Origin of the sequence: Streptosporangium sp. NBC_01469 (assembly GCF_036227305.1) — a bacterium.
In the GTDB taxonomy this organism is placed as follows: domain Bacteria; phylum Actinomycetota; class Actinomycetes; order Streptosporangiales; family Streptosporangiaceae; genus Streptosporangium.
The window spans coordinates 2,760,603-2,779,937 of the sequence record NZ_CP109465.1 but is presented as its reverse complement, the minus strand read 5'-3'; the positions used below and the strand labels follow the sequence as shown (position 1 = coordinate 2,779,937).

Below are 19,335 nucleotides of genomic sequence, written 5' to 3'. Positions count from 1 at the left end.
ACCAAAGGCCGGGCACATGACAGAGCACGGCCCGCACCAAGGTGCGGGCCGTGCTCCGTTGGTTCAGACGCAGGCCGTACGAACGACGTCGGCCAGCTGGCCGGCCAGTTGCTCGGCCTGCTCCGCCGAAGCGGCCTCGACCATGACGCGGATCATCGGCTCGGTGCCGCTGGGCCGGATCAGCACGCGCCCGGTCTCCCCCAGCTCCGACTCCGCGGCGCTGACCGCGGCGGCCAGCTCGGGAGCCGAGGCCTTGGACCGGTCGACGTCCTTCACGTTGACCAGGACCTGCGGCAGCCGGGTCATCACCGAGGCCAGCTCGGCCAGTGACTTCTTCTCCCGCGCCACGACCGCCAGCAGGTGCAGCGAGGTCAGCAGGCCGTCCCCGGTGGTGGCGTGGTCGAGCATCAGGACGTGGCCGGACTGCTCGCCACCGAGGTTGTAGCCTCCGGCCCTCATCGCCTCCAGGACGTAGCGGTCGCCCACGGCGGTCTCGACGACGTCGACACCGGCGTTCTTGAGCGCGATCTTGAAGCCCAGGTTGGACATGACCGTGGCCACCACGGTGTCACCGATCAGCTTGCCCTCGGCGTGCATCGCCATGGCCAGCACGGCCATGATCTGGTCGCCGTCGACGATCTCGCCGGTGTGCGAGACGGCCAGGCAGCGGTCCGCGTCGCCGTCGTAGGCGATGCCCACGTCCGCGTTGCGGGAGACCACGATCTGCTGGAGCTTGTCCAGGTGGGTGGAGCCGACCCCCGCGTTGATGTTGAGACCGTCGGGGCGCGCCCCGATCGTCTCCACGGTGGCTCCGGCCCGCAGCAACGCCTCGGGAGCCACCATGTGGGCGGCGCCGTGGGCGCAGTCGAGGACCACGTTCAGGCCGTCGAGACGGCCGTTGACGGTGGACAGCACGTGGGACACATAGCGGTCGGCCTCACCGTACGCCTCGCGTACGCGGCCGACCGAGGCACCGACAGGACGCTCCCACTTCTCGCCGAGCCGCTGCTCGATCTCGATCTCCACCGCGTCGGGCAGCTTGTAGCCGCCTCGGGTGAGGAACTTGATCCCGTTGTCGGGGGCGGGGTTGTGGGAGGCGGAGATCATCACGCCCATGTCGGCTCTGAGAGCCGTCGTCAGGTAAGCGACCGCCGGGGTGGGCAGCACGCCGAGCCGGAGGACGTCCACGCCAGACGACGCGAGGCCGGCGACCACCGCAGCCTCCAGGAATTCTCCTGAAGCCCGAGGGTCCCGGCCCACGACGGCGACGGGACGGCCTCGCCGCCCGACGCTGGCGTTGAACGCCCCGGCATCGCCGAGGACATGAGCCGCGGCCACGGACAGGTCCATGGCGAGCTCGGCCGTGAGGTCGCGCCCAGCGACCCCACGTACCCCGTCGGTGCCGAAGAGGCGCCCCAACGCTTAACGCTTGCTGTACTGCGGAGCCTTGCGGGCCTTCTTGAGGCCGTACTTCTTGCGCTCGGTGGCACGGGCGTCACGGGTCAGGAAGCCGGCCTTCTTGAGCGGCGGGCGGTTGACCTCGACGTCCAGGACGGTCAGCGCGCGGGAGAGACCCATGCGCAGGGCACCGGCCTGGCCGGTGACGCCGCCACCGTTGATGCGGGCGATGACGTCGAACTGCTCCTCGGCACCGAGCACCACGAAGGGCTCGTTGACGATCTGCTGGTGGACCTTGTTCGGGAAGTAGTTGTCAAGCGTACGACCGTTGATCGTCCACTTGCCGGTGCCCGGAACGATGCGCACGCGGGCGACGGATTCCTTGCGGCGGCCCGTGCCGTACGAGTTGCCGGTGGTGATGGGCTTGCGGACGGCGACGTCGCCGCTGGCAGTGGACTCGGAGGTGTACTCGGAGGGGAACTCCTCCGCGGAGTACGCTTCCTGCTCGCCCTCGACGGGCGTCTCGACACCGGTGGGCTCAGCCACGGTTCTCCTCTAACTTTCCTACTCGGCGTCGGCCATCGGCCAACGCTGCTGGCGACAAGCAGCTAGTGACTACTGGGCGATCTGGGTGAGCTCGAAAGACACCGGCTGCTGCGCCTGGTGCGGGTGCTCGGAACCGGCGTAGACCTTGAGCTTCTTGATCATCTTCCGGCCGAGGGCGTTCTTGGGCAGCATGCCCTTCACGGCCTTCTCAATGGCGCGGTCGGGACGCTTGTCCATGAGCTCGCCGTAGGTCATGGAGCGCAGACCGCCCGGGTAGCCCGAGTGGCGGTAAGCCTTCTTCTGCTCAAGCTTGTTACCGGTCAGCGCGACCTTGCCCGCGTTGATGACGATGACGAAGTCACCGGTGTCGACGTGGTTGGCGAAGGTCGGCTTGTGCTTACCGCGAAGCAGGATCGCGACGTGGCTGGCCAGCCGGCCAAGCACGATGTCGGTGGCGTCGATGATGTGCCACTGACGCTCGACTTCGGCAGGCTTGGGTGTGTACGTGCGCACGGTCGTATGCCTTCTTTGGTCGCGTCTTCGGCGCTGTCGGAGAGGACAGCAACATGGTCGGTAGGTGCGGGCACACGACAGCCCGGACCTTCCGTCTCCAGAAAAAGAGGAGATGACGCCGGACGCGCCGCGTATCGGTCTGCGAGAGGAGACCAATTCGCACACAACGAACTAGCAGGATACCGGCGCGGGAGAGTGCTTGCAAAACGACATGACTCTCCGCCGGTTCCCCTGGCAGTCTACCCGCCGCCGGGCAGTGCCCGGGAACCGCCACGCGCGGGGGGCCGGATCCGATCATCCGTAACAAGAATCTGCCGGGGGCGTGGAACCGTCACGCGCGGGCGACCGGATCGCCCCCGGGATCTTCAGCCTTGCCGGCCCTCCACCCTCCACGCGCGGGACACGGGATCCGACGGCCACCCGAAGAGGACCTCACCAGGGCGGGGAGCCCTCAGGCGCGGGGCCGGGGCCCGGTGGCACGGCGCTCCCGGCGGGAGGCGCCGGACGACGATCTCGGAACGGCCACCCCGGAACCTTCACAGAACGGTTCCAACATGTTCTCAACATTCCCTTCTTCCTCACCGCAAACATCTCTATCTTTGATAGCGGTATGTGGCAGCTTCCTCACCCCGGGCATACCCAGCGAGCGCGCCTGCGTCGCATGGGGGTGTTCGCGTGTCTGCTCGCGGTTCTGCTGGTCGGCTTCATCATCGGCCGGGGCAGCCGCGACGAGGAGGCCGCCGACCAGATCTACCTGAACGACACCGGTCCGGCGAGGCCCACACCCAGCGGCGCCCTGGCCGGGCAGGTCGAGCGCGCCCCGCTCGCCCGGGTCGCCCGCTCCACCCCCGCCCCCCAGGACCAGCTCCCGCGCTCCACTTCGAGCCCCAGCACGTCGCTCGGCGACTCCGGCGACGACGGCCCCTCCCGCTACCTCCTCAACGGCGACGGCGACGGCGCCACCTCCGCCCTCGGCGCGATGGAGCGCGAGGTCGTCCGGCTCGTCAACGTCGAGCGCAGGCGGGCCGGGTGCGCGCCGCTCCGGATCGACAGGAGGCTGACCGTGTCGGCCAGGAGGCACTCGGCCGGGATGGCGTCCGCCGGACGCCTCTCCCACACCTCCGCCAACGGCACATCCCCCTGGGAGCGGATGGAGGCCACCGGCTACCGCGACGGCGGCGCGGAGAACATCGGGCGCGGCTACACCTCCCCCGACGACGCGGTGCGCAGCTGGATGGGGACCAGCGGCCACCGGCGCAACATCCTCAACTGCGAGCTCAGGGCCACCGGGGTCGGAGCCGTACAGGGGGCCGACGGGCCCTGGTGGACCCAGGACTTCGGATACTCCTGAGCCAACCGGCCCCGATACCGGGCTACGCTCGGCGCATGGGTTTTCCCGTGGAGCCGCCGCGCCGCCAGCCTTACAACCGGCCTGACGCGTCGCCGCCCGCACAGGGCCAGCACTGGTTCGACGCCTCACCGAACAACCGTGCCCCCGGGGGCCCCGGGGCCCCCGAGCCCCCTCCGGTATCGCAGCCGGCCTCCCAGCCCGCCCCGCCGCGGGGACGGCCCTCGGAACCGCCCGGGGAACGGCCTCGCAAGGAGATGTGGAGCCCGTACGACGAGGGGCCCCGCTCACGCCGCCCGATCTTCATCGCGGCCGGGGCGTTCGCCGCACTGGTCGCCGCAGGCGTCGGCCTGGCCGTGCTGGCCAACTCCGATCCCGCCCCGGTGCCCGGCGCGACGGGCCCCACCGCCCAGGCCCCCCTCCTGCCGCCCGCCAACACCGCGGAGGGCAAGTTCGGCTTCGCCTCCTCCCGCGCCGGCGATCCGCACCTTCTCACCCTGAACGAGGTGTTCAAGCGCAAGAAGGTGAAGATCGGCGGGCAGACCTACCTGATGACCACGCGCAGGACCGACAAGAAGTGCGACAAGGCGGTGGTCGGGGCCAAGCTCCAGAAGGCCCTCACCGCGGCCAAGTGCAACCAGCTCCTGCGCGCCAGCTTCCGCGACGCCTCGGGGAAGGTCATCGGCACCGTGGGAGTCGCCAATCTCAAGACGTCGGCGGGAGCGTCCAAGGTCGTCGCGGTCGGCTCCGGCAAGGAGCGGGAGGAATACATCAAACCGCTGCCCGGTAAGGATAAGGTCACCAAACTTCTCGGCACCGGCGAGGCCTTCGTCGGCGAATGGCGCCACGGGCACTACGCGGTAATGGTCTGGTTCCAATACAAAGACGGCCATCTACCGAAAAAAAACGAGGTCAAGAAGCTGAACCAGGCGGCCTTCGGCACGGCGGACGCGACCATCACCCCCGCCCTGGAGTCACGGTCACTGACCGGAAAACGCCCCTGACCATGGGGTCATAATGCCGCTTTGAGGCACGAATCCGGCAGACGATACGGCCATACCCGCATGACGATCTCCGACGGTCGCTAGGCTGCGTCGTATGCGTGGCCAGGAATCCGGGTCCGAGCACCAACGTGAAGCCGAGGGTTCGGCAGCACCGGCGACGCCGCCGCCGAGTTTCGGCCAGCCCTCGCCCCACGTGCTGCGGACCGATCTCACAGGTGACGAGCAGCCCCACAGCCCCTCCGCGTGGCCGGAGGTGACCCCGGGGGCGGCTCAGCCATGGACGGTCCCCGGCGACGGGGCCCCCTACGACTGGTACGCCCAGCCGGACGACTGGTACGCCCAGCCGGAGGGCGACCCGCCCGTCCCCTGGCCCGGCCCCGCGTACTCCGCACCCCAGCCGGGCCCGCTCCCGTACCCGGAGCCCTCCGGCCCCCCGCGGCCCGCGTTCTCCCCCGGGCCCCCGGATCCCGCCAGACCCGGGTTCCCGCCCGGCCCCTCGCAGACCGCCCGGCCGGACCTTCCCCGCGAGCCTTCGGGCCCGCGGCCCGAGTTCCCGCCCGGCCCCCTGGGGGCCGCCCCTCCGGATCTCTCGCGCGATCCCTCGGGCCCGCGACCTGATCTCTCCCGCGAGCCCTCGGCTCCGCGGCCCGAGTTCTCCCCCGGCCCCTCGGGCCCCACCTGGTCCGAGTTCTCCCGGCCGGAGCCGGCCCCTCCGGCGTGGATCAACTCCCCCACGCCCTCGGAGCCCGCCCCTCCCGCCTGGCCCGCCGCGCAGAACCCGGCCGGCCCGCCCTGGCCCGGTGCCCCCACCACCTCGGACGCGACCTCCCCTGCCTGGCCGGCGGAACCGGCCGTCCCCCCGCGGCCCGGCGGAACCCGCGAGAGCGGGCGCCACGAGCCCGGGGGTTCCGCTCCGCGGGACGAGCAGTCGCTGTCCACCGCGCCCATCGTGCCGGGGGCGCCGCCCTGGCAGCCGCCTCCCGCCTTCACCGCCGCGGCCGCGGGCATGCAGGTCTGGCCCTCGTCCGGCCAGGAGGCCCCCTGGCCCGCCGCGACCGGTGAGCCGGTGTGGACCGACCCCGAGGAGAGCGCCGCCCGCCCGGGAGAGCCCGGCGACGTCGCCGTCTGGCCGCCGGACGCCGCCCCCCAACAGGAGCCGGACGAGAACAGCGATACCACGGTCGACGTCCGCGCCGCCGTTCCCGGCGCACCGGGGCGACCTGGGCCGGGAGACCTCCTGGAGCCCGACCACGTCCCCCCGCCCCAGCAGGGCCCGCCCACCCATCAGCCCCCCGCGCAGCCCTCTTCGGGGCAGGCCCCCCAGCAGGCCCCGCCGCCCCCGCCCGCCGGTCCGCGGGACGAGAGCCCTCCCGCCCTCTCCGGCCCCGCTCCGATGGCCCCCATGCCCGCGCCCGTGACCCAGCCCGTCACACGACCAGAACCGGAGCTGATCTCGCAGGTGCCCGCGCCTCCCTTCGAACAGGACACCCGCGACCGGACACCGCCCCAGACGGCCGGTCCAGGCCCGGCGGCGCAGCCCTTCCCCCCCTCGGACCAGGCGACCCCGCCCGGCGGTATCCCCGTCGTCACCGGCGTCGCGCCGTCGTTCCCGGTTCTCCCGCCCCCGCCGGTGACCTCCTCACCGGCGGGTGAGCCGCCGGCACCCCCCGGAGGCGGACCGGCGACGACCCGTGGAGCGTTCACCCCGCTCTCGGAGTTCGTCCCCGAGCCCCCGCCCCCGCCCCCCGCGCCGGCCCGCAGCAAGGCCAGTACGACACTGCTCGCCGCCGTGGTCGCGGTCGTGGTGGTCGGCATCGGCACCGGCGCCTTCTTCGCCTACCAGTCGTTCAGCGCCAAGCAGTCGGCGAACGCGACGGATCCGATCCCCAGCTCGGGAACCCTCGACCCCACCGACGACCTGGACATCACCGGCGAGCCCGAGCCGATCAACACCACGATGCTCAACTCCGAGAAGACCGACCCGGGCACGATGACCGTGGCCGACGCCTTCGGCAAGAAGGTGTCCGTGGCCGGGACGACGTTCAGGCGGGTCAAGACCAACGTCACCGAGCAGTGCCAGAAGGCCGCGTCCGGCAGGTTCGCCGGCACCCTGCGCAGCCAGGAGTGCCGCCGCGTGCTGCGGGCGACGTACGTGGACAGCAAGCGGAAGTACGCCGTGACCACCGGGATCGCCGTGCTGCCCACCCGCGAGTCCGCGGTGGCGGCCGACAAGGCCAAGAATCTGGACAGCAACCTCTGGTTCCGCGGCCTGCCCTCCGCCGCCGGCACCGGAGGCGAGCGGGTGCACATCGCGGGCGGCTACGCGGCCGGGATGGTGTGGGGCCGCTACATCGTGTTCAGCTACGCCACCTTCAGCGACGGCCACACGCCGACCGCCAAGGAGAAGTCCCTGGGCAAGGTCAGCGGCGCCTTCCGCGACCAGACCGCGAAGGTCGTGGAGCGCCGCGTCACGAACTGAGCGTCCGCACCCGGCGGGTCTCCGCGGCCCGCCGGGCGAGCTCCTCGGCGCCGGGGTAGCGCACCTCCTCCAGGCAGAGCCCGTGCGCGGGCGCGACGTGCACCCCCGAGTCCCGTACGGCCCGTGCCAGCACCCCTCCCGGCCAGTCGACCGGGAGCCGGCCCTCGCCGACGGGCAGCAGCGATCCGACGAGCGCCCGGACCATGGAGTGGCAGAACGCGTCGGCCATCACCGTCGCGACGACGAGCCCGTCCTCGCGGGCCCAGTCGAGCCGCTTGAGCTCGCGGATCGTGGTCGCGCCCTCCCGCCTCTTGCAGAACGCGGCGAAGTCGTGCTCGCCGAGGAGGGCGGCGGCGGCCGCGTTCAGCCTGTCCACGTCGAGGGGCCTGTTGTACCAGACGACCTCGCGGCGGCGGAGCGGATCGACACCGCCCGGGGCGTCGGAGATCCGGTAGGCGTACCGCCTCGACAGCGCCGAGAACCGCGCGTCGAAGCCCTCAGGAGCCACCGTGACGCGATGAACACGGACATCTGGGGACAGGACTCCGGCGAGCCTCCTGCGCATGGCAGAGAGCCTCTCGTCGAGCTCCCCCGCTGATCCGGGCTCCGGACCCCCGCCCGTGGCCCCTCCCCGGCGGTCGCGACCGTCCAGCGCGCCGAGCGCCCCGGGATCCAGGTCGACGTGGGCCACCTGGCCGCGGGCGTGCACGCCCGCGTCGGTCCGCCCGGCCACGGTCAGCGCCGGAGATTCGGGAAGCCGCAGAATCCTGCCGAGCGCCTCCTCGATCTCCCCCTGGACCGTACGCCGTCCGGGCTGCTTGGCCCAGCCGGAGAAGTCGGTGCCGTCATAGGCGAGATCCAGCCTCAGCCGTACCACGATGGTTCCTTTCGGAGATCACGGGCTCTCGTGGCCTCCGGGGCTCCCGGGGATCTTCCGGGAGACCTTCCGGAGAACGGAACGGGCCCGGCGCCCCCGTGGAGGGAGTGCCGGGCCCGTTCACGGGGCCTGAGAGATCAGGCGTTGTCCTTCTTGGCCTCGGTCTCCTCGGCGGGAGCCTCGGTTGTCTCCTCGGTGGTCTCGGCCTTGGTCTCCTCGACCTCGGCCTCCTTGACCTCTTCCGCCTTGGGCGCGGTGGCCTGGGCGGCGGCCGGGGTCTGGCCGACCTTGACCGTGTTCAGCGGCTCGGACACCAGCTCGATCACGGCCATGGGGGCGGCGTCGCCCTTACGGAGGCCGATCTTGGTGATCCGGGTGTAGCCACCGGGACGCTCGGCGAAGGTCGGGGCGATCTCGGTGAAGAGGTGGTGGACGACGCTCTTGTCCTTGACGATCGTCAGCACCTGGCGACGGTTGTGCATGTCGCCCTTCTTCGCCTTGGTGATCAGCTTCTCCGCCACCGGACGCAGACGCTTCGCCTTGGCCTCGGTGGTCTTGATCCGGCCGTGCTGGAACAGCTGGGTGGCGAGGTTCGCCAGGATCAGCCGCTCGTGGGCCGGGCTGCCGCCGAGACGGGCACCCTTGGTGGGCCTAGGCATAACGTTCTCCTTGGGAGTAAACCCGCCCCGGCCGTACGAGGTACCGGGGTCGGGCCGGGGGCCGGAGGGCCCCCGTCATCGTGAAACTCGGTGACACCTGACGTGACGGAGAGTCACACGGTGTCACGGAACGCCGTGAGGCGTCCCGAGACTCAGTACTGCTCGGTCTCGACGTAGGCGCTGTCGTCGTCGTCGTAGCCGCCGCCGGCCACCGCGCTCGGGTCGAACCCGGGCGGGGAGTCCTTGAGCGCGAGCGTCATCTCGTGCAGCTTCTGCTTGACCTCTTCGATGGACTTGGCACCGAAGTTTCTTATGTCGAGAAGGTCCTGCTCACTGCGGGCCACGAGCTCACCCACGGTGTGGATGCCCTCGCGCTTGAGGCAGTTGTAGGAGCGGACCGTGAGGTTCAGCTCCTCGATCGGCAGCGCCAGGTCGGCGGCGAGGGCCGCGTCCGTCGGCGACGGGCCGATGTCGATGCCCTCGGCCTCGACGTTCAGCTCGCGGGCGAGACCGAACAGCTCGACGAGGGTCTTACCGGCGGAGGCCACCGCGTCGCGGGGCTTCATGCACGGCTTGGTCTCGACGTCCAGGATCAGACGGTCGAAGTCGGTGCGCTGCTCGACTCGGGTCGCCTCGACCTTGTAGGTGACCTTGAGCACCGGGGAGTAGATGGAGTCGATCGGGATGCGACCGATCTCCTGGCCCGGCTGCTTGTTCTGCGCGGCGGAGACGTAGCCGCGACCGCGCTCGACGGTCAGCTCCATCTCCAGCTTCGCCTTGCCGTTCAGGGTGGCGATGCGCAGCTCGGGGTTGTGCACCTCGACACCGGCCGGGGGCGCGATGTCGGCGGCGGTGACGTCACCGGGGCCCTGCTTGCGCAGGTACATCACCACGGGCTCGTCGTGCTCGGAGGAGACGACCAGGTCCTTGAGGTTCAGGATGATGTCGGTGACATCCTCCTTGACGCCCGGCACGGTGGTGAACTCGTGCAGCACACCCTCGATGCGGATGCTGGTCACGGCCGCGCCCGGGATGGACGACAGCAGCGTGCGGCGCAGCGAGTTGCCGATGGTGTAGCCGAACCCCGGCTCCAGCGGCTCGATGATGAACTTGGACCGGGTCTCCTCAAGGGATTCCTCAAGGAGGGAGGGACGCTGAGCGATCAGCATGTGAAATCTCCCTTGCATGGCGGCGCCCGCTATTTGACGCCGCTCGAACAACAGCATAGGTGCCGTACGGCGAATCGCCGCACGGCACCTGAGGAGCCGCTACTTGGAGTAGAGCTCGACGATCAGCTGCTCCTGGACCTGGGTGTCGATCTGCTGACGGACCGGGAGCTGGTGGACCAGGACGCGCAGCGCGTCCGGGACGACGCCCAGCCACGCCGGGTACGTCTTGTCACCGGCGGTGGCGCGGGCCACCTCGTAGGGCAGGAGGTTGCGCGACTTCTCGCGGACCTCGACGATGTCGTGCTCGCGCACGCGGTACGACGGGATGTCGACCTTCTTGCCGTTCACCAGGATGTGTCCGTGACGGACCTGCTGGCGGGCGGCGTCGCGCGACTCCGCGAAACCGGCGCGGTAGACCACGTTGTCGAGACGGCTCTCCAGGATCTGGAGGAGGTTCTCGCCGGTCTTGCCGGTCTTGCGGTTGGCTTCCTCGTAGTAGTTGTGGAACTGCTTCTCGAGGACGCCGTAGATGCGGCGGGTCTTCTGCTTCTCACGAAGCTGGAGCTGGTACTCAGACTCCTTGGGACGGCCGCGACCGTGCTCACCCGGCGGGTAAGGACGGATCTCGATGGGGCACTTCGCGGACTCACACTTCTTGCCCTTGAGGAAGAGCTTGGTCTTCTCCCTGCGGCAGAGCTTGCAGTCCGCACCCGTATAACGAGCCATTTTCTATCTTCTCCTGGGCGTCAGACGCGACGGCGCTTGGGCGGACGGCAGCCGTTGTGCGGCACGGGGGTGACGTCCTGGATGGACCCGACCTCGAGGCCGGTCGCCTGAAGCGACCGGATCGCGGTCTCACGGCCGGAGCCGGGGCCCTTGACGAATACGTCGACCTTGCGCATGCCGTGCTCCATGGCGCGGCGGGCGGCGTTCTCCGCGGCCATCTGCGCCGCGAACGGGGTGGACTTACGAGAGCCCTTGAACCCGACGTGGCCGGCACTGGCCCAGGAGATCACGTTCCCACTCGGGTCGGTGATCGAAACGATCGTGTTGTTGAACGTGCTCTTGATGTGGGCGTGCCCATGAGCGACGTTCTTCTTTTCCTTGCGGCGCACCTTCTTGGGTGCACCCTGGCGGCTCTTAGGAGGCATTCTTTGCCTTCACTCCTGAGGTCTTCGGTCCTGCGGCTACGCGGACTACTTCTTACCGGGCTTCTTCTTGCCGGCCACGGTCTTCTTCTTGCCCTTACGGGTGCGTGCGTTGGTCTGCGTGCGCTGACCGTGCACGGGAAGGCCACGGCGGTGCCGAATGCCCTGGTAGCACTGAATCTCGATCTTGCGACGGATGTCGGCCTGAACTTCGCGACGGAGGTCACCCTCGATCTTGTAGTTCGCCTCGATGTAGTCGCGCAGCGGCACCAGCTCTTCGTCGGTCAGCTGGTGAACCCGCAGGTCGCCGCTGACGCCGGTGGCCTGAAGGGTTTCGAGCGCACGAGTGCGGCCGATTCCGAAAATGTAGGTGAGAGCGATCTCCAGCCGCTTGTCGCGGGGGAGGTCTACACCAACCAGGCGAGCCATGGTCGGGCATTCTCCTTCGTTATGGCGGAGGTCCTGCGCCTCACTTCCCCTCCCCATGCCCGGGGTGAGGGCCCCGGCCTCCGACCGGGGGTCTCCTGCGGGGTACGGCGCGAGCCGCCGGCGCAGGTGTGAGACACGATTACGTGAAAGCCCCACATGGATCGAGTCCGCCTCTTCGAGCGGACTCTTACGGGGCCTTTTTTGGAGCGACTAGCCCTGACGCTGCTTGTGGCGCAGGTTGTCGCAGATCACCATGACGCGACCGTGCCGGCGAATCACCTTGCACTTGTCACAGATCTTCTTGACGCTCGGCTTGACCTTCATAGTCCTATTCGTCCCTCAGACGCGCTTACTTGTATCGGTAGACGATCCGCCCACGACTGAGGTCGTAGGGGCTCAGTTCGACGACAACCCTGTCGTCAGGAAGGATCCGGATGTAGTGCATCCGCATCCGCCCGCTGATGTGGGCCAGGACCTTATGGCCGTTGTCGAGTTGCACCCGGAACATCGCGTTCGGGAGCGACTCAACCACAGTGCCCTCGATCTCGATGGCGCCGTCTTTCTTGGCCATGTCCCTCGCGTTTCACTGATCGGTCGTCTGAGGCTTCGGAACACTAAGCAGCCGCGACCCAGCGCTTCGATGAGAGCGGCGGTTGCGACACCGCCGATGCGCAATGGTCATAGTGAACCGAAGAAGGAGTGTACGGCACCGGGCGAGGAAATGCTAAACACACGGCCGGTACCTTGACACAACCGCTACAAAGGATACCGCAGATCCCGAGCGGGACGGACGGCACGGCTCGACGCGCGAATACTCGTGCCCCCATTGTGGCATGTCCGGCCAGGTCAGGCCACCATCCCGGCGGCGGGCCCGGCAGATCAGGCCGGTATCCGGGCGGCCGGCGCCGTCCCCGCCGCCCCGGGCGGGCCCCCGGCCGGCCGGACCGGGCCGTCGTTCCCGATCTGGACCAGGTCCTCTTTCCCTGCCTGGACCGGGCCGTCGTTCCAGGCCCGGCCGGGCCTCGCGTGCCGCAGCACCCGGACCGCGCCCGGACCGGGCCCGCGACGCCCTCCGCCTCCGTCGCACCCGCGACACGGAAAAACCCCCCGGCGACCCGGCGCCGGGGGGCTTGCTCGGCCAACCTTACCGATCAACGTTCCTCGATCGGTTTTCCCCGAGCGAGACTTCTCGGTCGACGTTCCTCGATCGACGCTCCTCGGTCACGTCCCGCTGAAAGGCCCCCCCGCCCTCACCGGGTGACCCTGACTCCTCGGACCGTCTCCGCGGAAGGCGTCGGAAGACCTCAGAAGGCGTCGCCCCAGCGGCCGCAGTCGTCGAACTTGTCGCGGCCCTCGCAGACCCGGATCTTGAAGTCGTCGAAGCCGCCGCTCTTCTTGAACCCGCCGAACTTGTTGAAACCGGAGTTGCCGAAGGTGTTGAACACCTTGGTGTGCGAGCCGAACCTGTCGTGCCACTTGAACCACACGTAGCTGCGCTGGCGGTCACGGTCACGGTCGAACAGGTCGCCGTAGAACCAGTAGCGGCCACCGCTGCTGGTCCAGTAACCCTTGAAGTAGGAGCGGTTGCCGAAGCTCTCGCCACCGCCGAAGCCCGAGTAGTACGGACCGAAGAAGTGCTTGTTCGACGCCTGGGTCTCCTGGACCGCGACGGCGGACCCGGCCGAGGCCTGCGAGGCCGAGGCCATCGCCGACGGGGCGGCGACCACGCCCGCGGCCAGCGAACCCGCCAGGGCCGCTCCGACCAGGGCTGTACGGATCTTGCTCATGGAATCTTCCTCCTGTGAAACGGGGTCCTGCTGTTCGGACACCGCTCACGTTAGGAAGATTCAACGCGCCCTTCTGTGGAGGAATGCACACTCAACGCCCAGAGTGCACTATTACCGGTTCTTCTCCCGCTTCTGGCCGCCGGCGATCGTCGACACCAGCAACACCACACCCCACGGGCCCATCACCCACAGCGGCCACGGGTAGGGGAAGTGGTCGCCGGTCAACCCGATGATGAGCCAGATCATCCAGTTGATGCCGCTGGCCGTCGCCCAGACGCCCCAGGCCTCCGCCAGCTTCTTGTTCCCCGTCTCCTTCCCCGCGCCCGCCCTGGCACGCTCAGGGGCGCGGGAAGGGACCTCTGGGAGCCGGCCCAGGTCGACGTCGGGAAGATCTGAGGTCAGGACGGCGAGCTCGCCGTACGTCTTGCTGGTGTAGAGCTGTTCGAGGCGCTCGTCGAACTCCTCCGTGGTCAGGCGGCCCTGCGCGTAGTGCTCCCTCAGGACCGAGGCGACCTTGTCGCGATCTCCGTCGGAGGCTCGCATCTCCGGACCAGCCGCCATGTCAACCACATCCGCTCGCCGGCGGGCCCGAACTAGCCCGCGTCTCCCAACAGGTCGGCAAGCCGCTCTTTCCCCCCGTCAAGGGCGGTCAATACCCAAGGACCATTATGTGTCACGGCGACGCTGTGTTCGAAGTGTGCGGAGACCTTCCCGTCGATCGTCACCACGGTCCAGTCGTCGGCCAGCACCTTGGTCCGGTCCGTCCCGAGGTTGACCATCGGCTCGACGGCGAAGCACATGCCCGGCTCGAACTTCGGGCCCCGGCCCGGCTTGCCGTGGTTGGCCACCCACGGGTCCATGTGCATCTCGGTGCCGATGCCGTGGCCGCCGTACTCCTGCGGGATGCCGTAGCGCCCCTGGGAGCGGACGTACTTCTCCACCTCGTGCCCGATGTCGGACAGGTGGCGGCCCACGGTGAGCGCGGCGATGCCCCGCCACATGGCCTCCTCGGTGACCCTCATCAGCTCGGTCAGCTTGGGATCCACCTCGCCGACCGGGACCGTGACGGCCGAGTCGCCGTGCCAGCCGTCCAGGATGGCGCCGCAGTCGATCGAGATGATGTCGCCCTCCTCCAGCGGACGGCGGTCACTCGGGATGCCGTGGACGACCTCGTGGTTGACCGAGGCGCAGATCGTCGCGGGGAAACCCTGGTAGCCCTTGAAGGAGGGGATCGCCCCCTCGTCCCTGATCGCCTTCTCCGCGATCGCGTCGAGGTCCAGGGGCGTCATGCCCGGCTGGACGCTCTCCCGCAGGAGCTGCAGGGTACGGCCGACCACGAGGCCGGCCGCCCGCATCTTGTCCACCTGCTCGGGCGTCTTCATCTGAATTCCGTGCTTGTTCTTCTTGAACACGTGCACACCCCCTGGGGTGGTTCAACGGGCGGTCCGGGACCCCAATTCCCCCGATTCTGCCCTAAATGACAGCACGCCACCCATGGGAAACCCATGGATGGCGTGCATCGCGTGCTGTCGCCTCGCTAGCCGATGAAGGGGTTCAGAGCCTCCATCGAGCGCTGGGTGACCTCTTCCACCGGACCCGTGGCGTCGACGCCGACCAGGATGCCCTCGTCGGCGTAGAAGGAGACCAGGGGAGCCGTCTGCTCCTGGTAGACCTCCAGGCGGTGCCTGACGGTCGCCTCCTTGTCGTCGTCCCGCTGGTACAGCCGGCCGTTGCAGGCGTCGCAGACGTCGTCCTTCTTGTCATCGAAGTCGACATGCCAGATGCGGCCGCACTGGCTGCAGGTCCGGCGTCCCGCGAGCCTGCGGACGACCTCCTCGTCGTCGACCACGAGCTCCAGGACAATGTCCAGACCGACCTGGAACTCGGCGAGGATCTTCTTCAGGATCTCGGCCTGGGGCACGTTCCTGGGGAAGCCGTCGAGCAGGAAACCGTCCTGCGCGTCGTTCTCGGCGAGGCGGTCGCGGACCATCGCGATGGTGACCTCGTCGGGCACGAGGTCGCCACGGTCCATGTATTCCTTGGCAAGCTTGCCGAGCTCCGTGCCGCCCGAGACGTTGGCGCGGAAGATGTCCCCTGTCGAAATCTTCGGGATCGACAGGTTCGATGCGACGAACTGGGCCTGTGTCCCCTTACCCGCTCCGGGGGGCCCGACCAGGACGAGGCGCACTACTTCAGGAAGCCTTCATAGTTGCGCTGCTGCAGCTGGCTCTCGATCTGCTTCACGGTGTCAAGGCCGACACCAACCATGATCAGAATGCTCGTCCCTCCGAACGGGAAGTTCTGACTCGCGCCGACGAGCGCCAGCGCGACGATCGGCACCATGGAGATCAGGCCCAGATACAGCGCGCCAGGAGCGGTGAGTCGCGTGAGCACGTAGTTCAAGTACTCAGCCGTCGGGCGACCCGGGCGGATGCCCGGGATGAACCCACCGTACTTCTTCATGTTGTCGGCGACTTCAACGGGGTTGAAGGTAATCGACACGTAGAAGTACGTGAAGAAGACGATAAGCAGGAAGAAAGTGATCATGTACGTCGGGGTGGTCCCGCCGCCGCCGAACTCCTGCGAGATCCACTGGATGATCGGGTGCGGCTCTTCCTGGGTGTTCGTGAAGAGCGTCGTGATCAGCTGCGGAAGGTAGAGCAGCGAGGAGGCGAAGATGACCGGGATGATGCCGGCCTGGTTGACCTTCAGCGGGATGTAGGTCGACGTCCCGCCGTACATTCTGCGGCCGACCATGCGCTTGGCGTACTGCACCGGGATCCGGCGCTGTGCCTGCTCCACCATCACGACCAGGGCGATCATCGCGATACCGACGACGATGACCACGGCGAAGACGAAGCCACCCTTCTGGCGGGCGATGTTCAGCAGCTCGGACGGGAAGACCGCGATGACCTGCGTGAAGATCAGGATGGACATGCCGTTGCCGATGCCGCGATCGGTGACGAGCTCGCCCAGCCACATGACGACGGCGGTGCCGGCGGTCATGGTCAGCACCATCGTGACGATGGCGAAGACGTTGTCCTTGTCGAGGAGGATCTCCTCGCGGCACTGCGGGAACAGCTGGCCACTGCGAGCCAGGGCCACGAAGGCGGTCGACTGCAGGACCGCCAGGCCGACCGTCAGGTAACGGGTGTACTGTGTGATCTTGGTCTGTCCGGCCTGTCCCTCCTTCTTGAGGGCTTCCAGGCGCGGAATGACCACGACGAGCAGCTGAAGAATGATGCTCGCGGTGATGTACGGCATGATGCCGAGGGCGAAGACTGAGAGTTTCAGCAGGGCGCCGCCGCTGAACAGCTGCACCATTCCGTAGATGTTGCCCGCGTCCCCCGCCTGCGCCTGGGTGAGACAACGGCTGATGTTCTCGGTATGCACACCCGGGGTCGGCATAACCGACCCAAGTCGGAACAGCGCGATGATGCTCAAAGTGAAGAGCAGCTTCTTACGCAGGTCCGGCGTACGGAACGCTCGGGTAAATGCGGTCAGCACGGTCCCTCCTGCGCGCCTGAAAGGCGAGGTCGGTCAGCGATGGTGCGGGGGTGTTCCATCTTTGCCATATCCAGTCAATGAGCCCATGGAAATGAGTCGAGGCCCACTGTCCAGCGAACTCTAACGCACTACGGGCGCGGGAGCCCATTACGAGCCCCCGCGCCGCGTGATGATAGCGCCTACAGCTCGGAGACGGAGCCTCCGGCAGCGGCGATCTTATCCTTGGCGCTCGCCGAGAAGGCATGCGCCTCCACGTTCAACGCCACGGAGATGTCACCGGTTCCCAGAACCTTGACGAGTTGGTTCTTGCGAACCGCGCCCTTGGCGACGAGCGTGTCGACGGTGACGTCGCCACCGTCGGGGAACAGCTCGCCGAGCCTGTCAAGGTTGACGACCTGGTAGGTCGTCTTGAACAGGGCGTTGGAGAAGCCCTTGAACTTGGGCAGGCGCCGCTGCAGCGGAACCTGACCACCCTCGAAGCCGAGCGGGACCTTGTTCCTGGCCCTCGTGCCCTTGGTGCCACGACCCGAGGTCTTGCCCTTGGACGCCTCGCCGCGGCCCTTGCGGACCTTCGACTTGTTGGCGCCGGGGGCCGGACGCAGGTGGTGGATGCGGAGCGGAGTGTTCTCTGCCATGTCTAGTCGACCTCTTCCACGGTGACGAGGTGCGTCACCACGGTGACCATGCCGCGGATCTCCGGGCGGTCCTCCTTGACGACGACGTCGCCGATTCGCTTCAGACCGAGCGAGCGCAGCGAGTCACGCTGGTTCTGCTTGCCACCGATCTTGGAACGGACCTGGGTAATCTTCAGGCGCGCCATGAGCTAGCTCACCGCCTTCGCGGCCGCGGCCTCCGCGAGGCCCTCGGCGCGAGCCTTGAGCATCCTCTTGGGGGCGACGTCCTCGATCGGGAGGCCACGGCGGGCCGCGATCTCCTCGGGGCGGCTGAGGCCCTTCAGGGCCGCCACGGTGGCGTGCACGATGTTGATCGGGTTGTCCGAGCCGAGCGACTTGGACAGCACGTCGTGGATACCGGCGCACTCCAGCACGGCGCGCACCGGGCCACCGGCGATGACGCCGGTACCGGGCGAGGCCGGACGCAGGAAGACGACGCCCGCGGCCTCTTCACCCTGCACGATGTGCGGGATGGTGCCCTGGATGCGGGGCACCTTGAAGAAGTGCTTCTTGGCCTCTTCGACACCCTTGGCGATCGCCGCGGGCACTTCCTTGGCCTTGCCGTAGCCGACGCCGACCATGCCGTTGCCGTCACCGACGATGACGAGGGCGGTGAAGCTGAAGCGACGACCACCCTTCACGACCTTGGCCACTCGGTTGATCTTCACAACGCGCTCGATGTACGAGACGCCCTTGTCAGCGTTTCCACCGCGGCGATCGTCACGACGACCGTCACGCCGCTCGCCACCGGCGGCGCCACCGCGACGCGGAGCTCCAGCCATTAGTGGTTCCTCTTCTCATTCGTAAGACGGGCCATCGGTTGCGATCCTGGATTGCGATCCTGGGACGGAGTCATCAGAACTCCAGTCCGCCTTCGCGTGCGCTGTCTGCCAGCGCCGCGATGCGGCCCGCGTAGCGGTTGCCACCCCGGTCGAACACGACCGCGGTGATCCCGGCTGCCTTGGCCCGCTGAGCGAGAAGCTCGCCGACCTGCTTGGCCTTGTCGGTCTTGGCGCCCTCCGCCGTGCGCAGGGAGGCGTCCATGGTGGACGCGCTCACCAGCGTGTGGCCCTGGGTGTCGTCGACGATCTGCACGAAGAGGTGCCTCGTGGAGCGGTTGACGACCAGGCGCGGACGCGTGGCCGTACCGGCCACCTTCTTGCGGACTCGGCCGTGGCGGCGGGCCCGCGAGACGGCGCGGGCGGCCGTGTGCTTGCCGAACGCAGTCTTGCCAGCCATGCCTACTTACCAGCCTTTCCGACCTTGCGGCGGATAACTTCACCCTGGTAGCGCACGCCCTTGCCCTTGTACGGGTCGGGCTTGCGCAACTTGCGGATGTTCGCGGCGATCTCGCCGACCTTCTGCTTGTCGATGCCGTCCACGTGGAACAGCGTCGGCCTCTCGACGCGGAAGGTGACACCCTCGGGGGCGTCGACGATCACCGGGTGGCTGAAGCCGAGAGCGAACTCGAGCTGAGTCGGGCTCTTGGCCTGCACGCGGTAACCGACGCCCACGATCTCCAGGGTCTTCGAGTAACCCTGGGTCACACCGGTCACCATGTTGGCGACCAGGGTGCGAGACAGGCCGTGCAGCGCACGGACCTTGTTCTCGTCGTTGGGACGGGTGACGGACAGATTGCCGTCGTCACCCTTGGCGATCGCGATGGGTTCCGCGACCGTGTGTGAAAGCGTGCCCTTGGGGCCCTTGACCGTGACGTCCCGGCCGTCGATGGCGACGTCCACTCCGTTCGGTACGGGGATGGGCAGCCGTCCGATTCTTGACATGCTGTTCGTTCTC

24 protein-coding genes are annotated in these 19,335 nt (G+C 68.3%); 3 read left to right on the top strand and 21 right to left on the bottom strand.

Annotated elements, in window-relative coordinates:
• Nucleotides 1-63: 63 nt before the first annotated feature.
• The 3 genes from glmM to rplM form a co-directional block, all read right to left on the bottom strand.
• Nucleotides 64-1,419, bottom strand: a complete 1,356-nt coding sequence (glmM, locus tag OG587_RS12800; protein ID WP_329089985.1) for a phosphoglucosamine mutase — start codon at nt 1,417-1,419, stop codon at nt 64-66.
• Nucleotides 1,420-1,422: 3 nt separating this feature from the next.
• Nucleotides 1,423-1,944 carry a 30S ribosomal protein S9 gene (gene rpsI, locus OG587_RS12795; protein WP_329089983.1) on the bottom strand — a complete coding sequence of 174 codons (522 nt, stop codon included), beginning with the start codon at nt 1,942-1,944 and terminating at the stop codon, nt 1,423-1,425.
• A gap of 69 nt (nt 1,945-2,013) precedes the next feature.
• A complete protein-coding gene (gene rplM, locus OG587_RS12790) occupies nt 2,014-2,457 on the bottom strand; it encodes a 50S ribosomal protein L13 (protein ID WP_329089982.1) in 444 nt (147 codons plus the stop codon).
• Nucleotides 2,458-3,118: 661 nt separating this feature from the next.
• On the opposite strand from rplM, the gene OG587_RS12785 reads away from it, so the two are divergent.
• From OG587_RS12785 to OG587_RS12775, 3 genes are all read left to right on the top strand, one after another.
• Nucleotides 3,119-3,808: a CAP domain-containing protein gene (locus OG587_RS12785; RefSeq protein ID WP_329089981.1), complete on the top strand. Its 690-nt coding sequence runs from the start codon at nt 3,119-3,121 to the stop codon at nt 3,806-3,808.
• A 254-nt stretch (nt 3,809-4,062) separates the two neighbouring features.
• Nucleotides 4,063-4,809, top strand: coding sequence for a hypothetical protein (locus OG587_RS12780; protein ID WP_329089979.1), 747 nt, complete (start codon nt 4,063-4,065; stop codon nt 4,807-4,809).
• Nucleotides 4,810-4,903: 94 nt separating this feature from the next.
• A complete protein-coding gene (locus OG587_RS12775) occupies nt 4,904-7,288 on the top strand; it encodes a hypothetical protein (protein ID WP_329089977.1) in 2,385 nt (794 codons plus the stop codon).
• Here the strand turns inward: OG587_RS12775 and truA are convergent.
• From truA to rplF, 18 genes are all read right to left on the bottom strand, one after another.
• Entirely contained in the window at nt 7,278-8,165 is an 888-nt protein-coding gene (gene truA / locus OG587_RS12770; protein ID WP_329089975.1) for a tRNA pseudouridine(38-40) synthase TruA, read from the bottom strand. The genes OG587_RS12775 and truA overlap by 11 nt on opposite strands.
• A gap of 137 nt (nt 8,166-8,302) precedes the next feature.
• Nucleotides 8,303-8,824 carry a 50S ribosomal protein L17 gene (gene rplQ, locus OG587_RS12765; RefSeq protein ID WP_329089973.1) on the bottom strand — a complete coding sequence of 174 codons (522 nt, stop codon included), beginning with the start codon at nt 8,822-8,824 and terminating at the stop codon, nt 8,303-8,305.
• A gap of 152 nt (nt 8,825-8,976) precedes the next feature.
• A complete protein-coding gene (locus tag OG587_RS12760; RefSeq protein WP_089210160.1) occupies nt 8,977-9,993 on the bottom strand; it encodes a DNA-directed RNA polymerase subunit alpha in 1,017 nt (338 codons plus the stop codon).
• 99 nt (nt 9,994-10,092) lie between these two features.
• Nucleotides 10,093-10,719, bottom strand: coding sequence for a 30S ribosomal protein S4 (gene rpsD / locus OG587_RS12755; RefSeq protein WP_030912875.1), 627 nt, complete (start codon nt 10,717-10,719; stop codon nt 10,093-10,095).
• Between the two features lie 20 nt (nt 10,720-10,739).
• Nucleotides 10,740-11,144 (bottom strand): 30S ribosomal protein S11, encoded by a 405-nt coding sequence (gene rpsK / locus OG587_RS12750; protein ID WP_012887860.1) that lies wholly within the window; start codon nt 11,142-11,144, stop codon nt 10,740-10,742.
• Between the two features lie 45 nt (nt 11,145-11,189).
• Nucleotides 11,190-11,570, bottom strand: a complete 381-nt coding sequence (rpsM, locus tag OG587_RS12745) for a 30S ribosomal protein S13 (protein WP_329089969.1) — start codon at nt 11,568-11,570, stop codon at nt 11,190-11,192.
• A gap of 210 nt (nt 11,571-11,780) precedes the next feature.
• Entirely contained in the window at nt 11,781-11,894 is a 114-nt protein-coding gene (gene rpmJ, locus OG587_RS12740) for a 50S ribosomal protein L36 (protein ID WP_003956441.1), read from the bottom strand.
• Nucleotides 11,895-11,919: 25 nt separating this feature from the next.
• The gene (infA, locus tag OG587_RS12735; RefSeq protein WP_012887858.1) at nt 11,920-12,141 is read right to left on the bottom strand and encodes a translation initiation factor IF-1; all 222 of its coding nucleotides are present in this window, start codon (nt 12,139-12,141) and stop codon (nt 11,920-11,922) included.
• A gap of 733 nt (nt 12,142-12,874) precedes the next feature.
• Nucleotides 12,875-13,357, bottom strand: coding sequence for a hypothetical protein (locus OG587_RS12730; RefSeq protein ID WP_329089967.1), 483 nt, complete (start codon nt 13,355-13,357; stop codon nt 12,875-12,877).
• 111 nt (nt 13,358-13,468) lie between these two features.
• Nucleotides 13,469-13,900, bottom strand: coding sequence for a DUF1707 SHOCT-like domain-containing protein (locus tag OG587_RS12725; RefSeq protein WP_329089965.1), 432 nt, complete (start codon nt 13,898-13,900; stop codon nt 13,469-13,471).
• A 50-nt stretch (nt 13,901-13,950) separates the two neighbouring features.
• Entirely contained in the window at nt 13,951-14,769 is an 819-nt protein-coding gene (gene map / locus OG587_RS12720; protein ID WP_329089963.1) for a type I methionyl aminopeptidase, read from the bottom strand.
• A gap of 125 nt (nt 14,770-14,894) precedes the next feature.
• The gene (locus tag OG587_RS12715; RefSeq protein ID WP_329089961.1) at nt 14,895-15,545 is read right to left on the bottom strand and encodes an adenylate kinase; all 651 of its coding nucleotides are present in this window, start codon (nt 15,543-15,545) and stop codon (nt 14,895-14,897) included.
• Nucleotides 15,545-16,864 (bottom strand): preprotein translocase subunit SecY, encoded by a 1,320-nt coding sequence (gene secY / locus OG587_RS12710; RefSeq protein ID WP_329089959.1) that lies wholly within the window; start codon nt 16,862-16,864, stop codon nt 15,545-15,547. The genes OG587_RS12715 and secY overlap by 1 nt, the downstream gene beginning before the upstream one ends.
• Before the next feature lie 179 nt (nt 16,865-17,043).
• Nucleotides 17,044-17,499: a 50S ribosomal protein L15 gene (rplO, locus tag OG587_RS12705; protein WP_329089958.1), complete on the bottom strand. Its 456-nt coding sequence runs from the start codon at nt 17,497-17,499 to the stop codon at nt 17,044-17,046.
• A gap of 2 nt (nt 17,500-17,501) precedes the next feature.
• Nucleotides 17,502-17,684: a 50S ribosomal protein L30 gene (gene rpmD / locus OG587_RS12700; RefSeq protein ID WP_012887849.1), complete on the bottom strand. Its 183-nt coding sequence runs from the start codon at nt 17,682-17,684 to the stop codon at nt 17,502-17,504.
• Between the two features lie 3 nt (nt 17,685-17,687).
• Nucleotides 17,688-18,320, bottom strand: coding sequence for a 30S ribosomal protein S5 (gene rpsE / locus OG587_RS12695; RefSeq protein ID WP_329089955.1), 633 nt, complete (start codon nt 18,318-18,320; stop codon nt 17,688-17,690).
• A 73-nt stretch (nt 18,321-18,393) separates the two neighbouring features.
• Nucleotides 18,394-18,777 (bottom strand): 50S ribosomal protein L18, encoded by a 384-nt coding sequence (gene rplR, locus OG587_RS12690; protein WP_329089953.1) that lies wholly within the window; start codon nt 18,775-18,777, stop codon nt 18,394-18,396.
• A gap of 2 nt (nt 18,778-18,779) precedes the next feature.
• Nucleotides 18,780-19,322 (bottom strand): 50S ribosomal protein L6, encoded by a 543-nt coding sequence (rplF, locus tag OG587_RS12685; protein ID WP_329089952.1) that lies wholly within the window; start codon nt 19,320-19,322, stop codon nt 18,780-18,782.
• Nucleotides 19,323-19,335 lie beyond the last annotated feature (13 nt).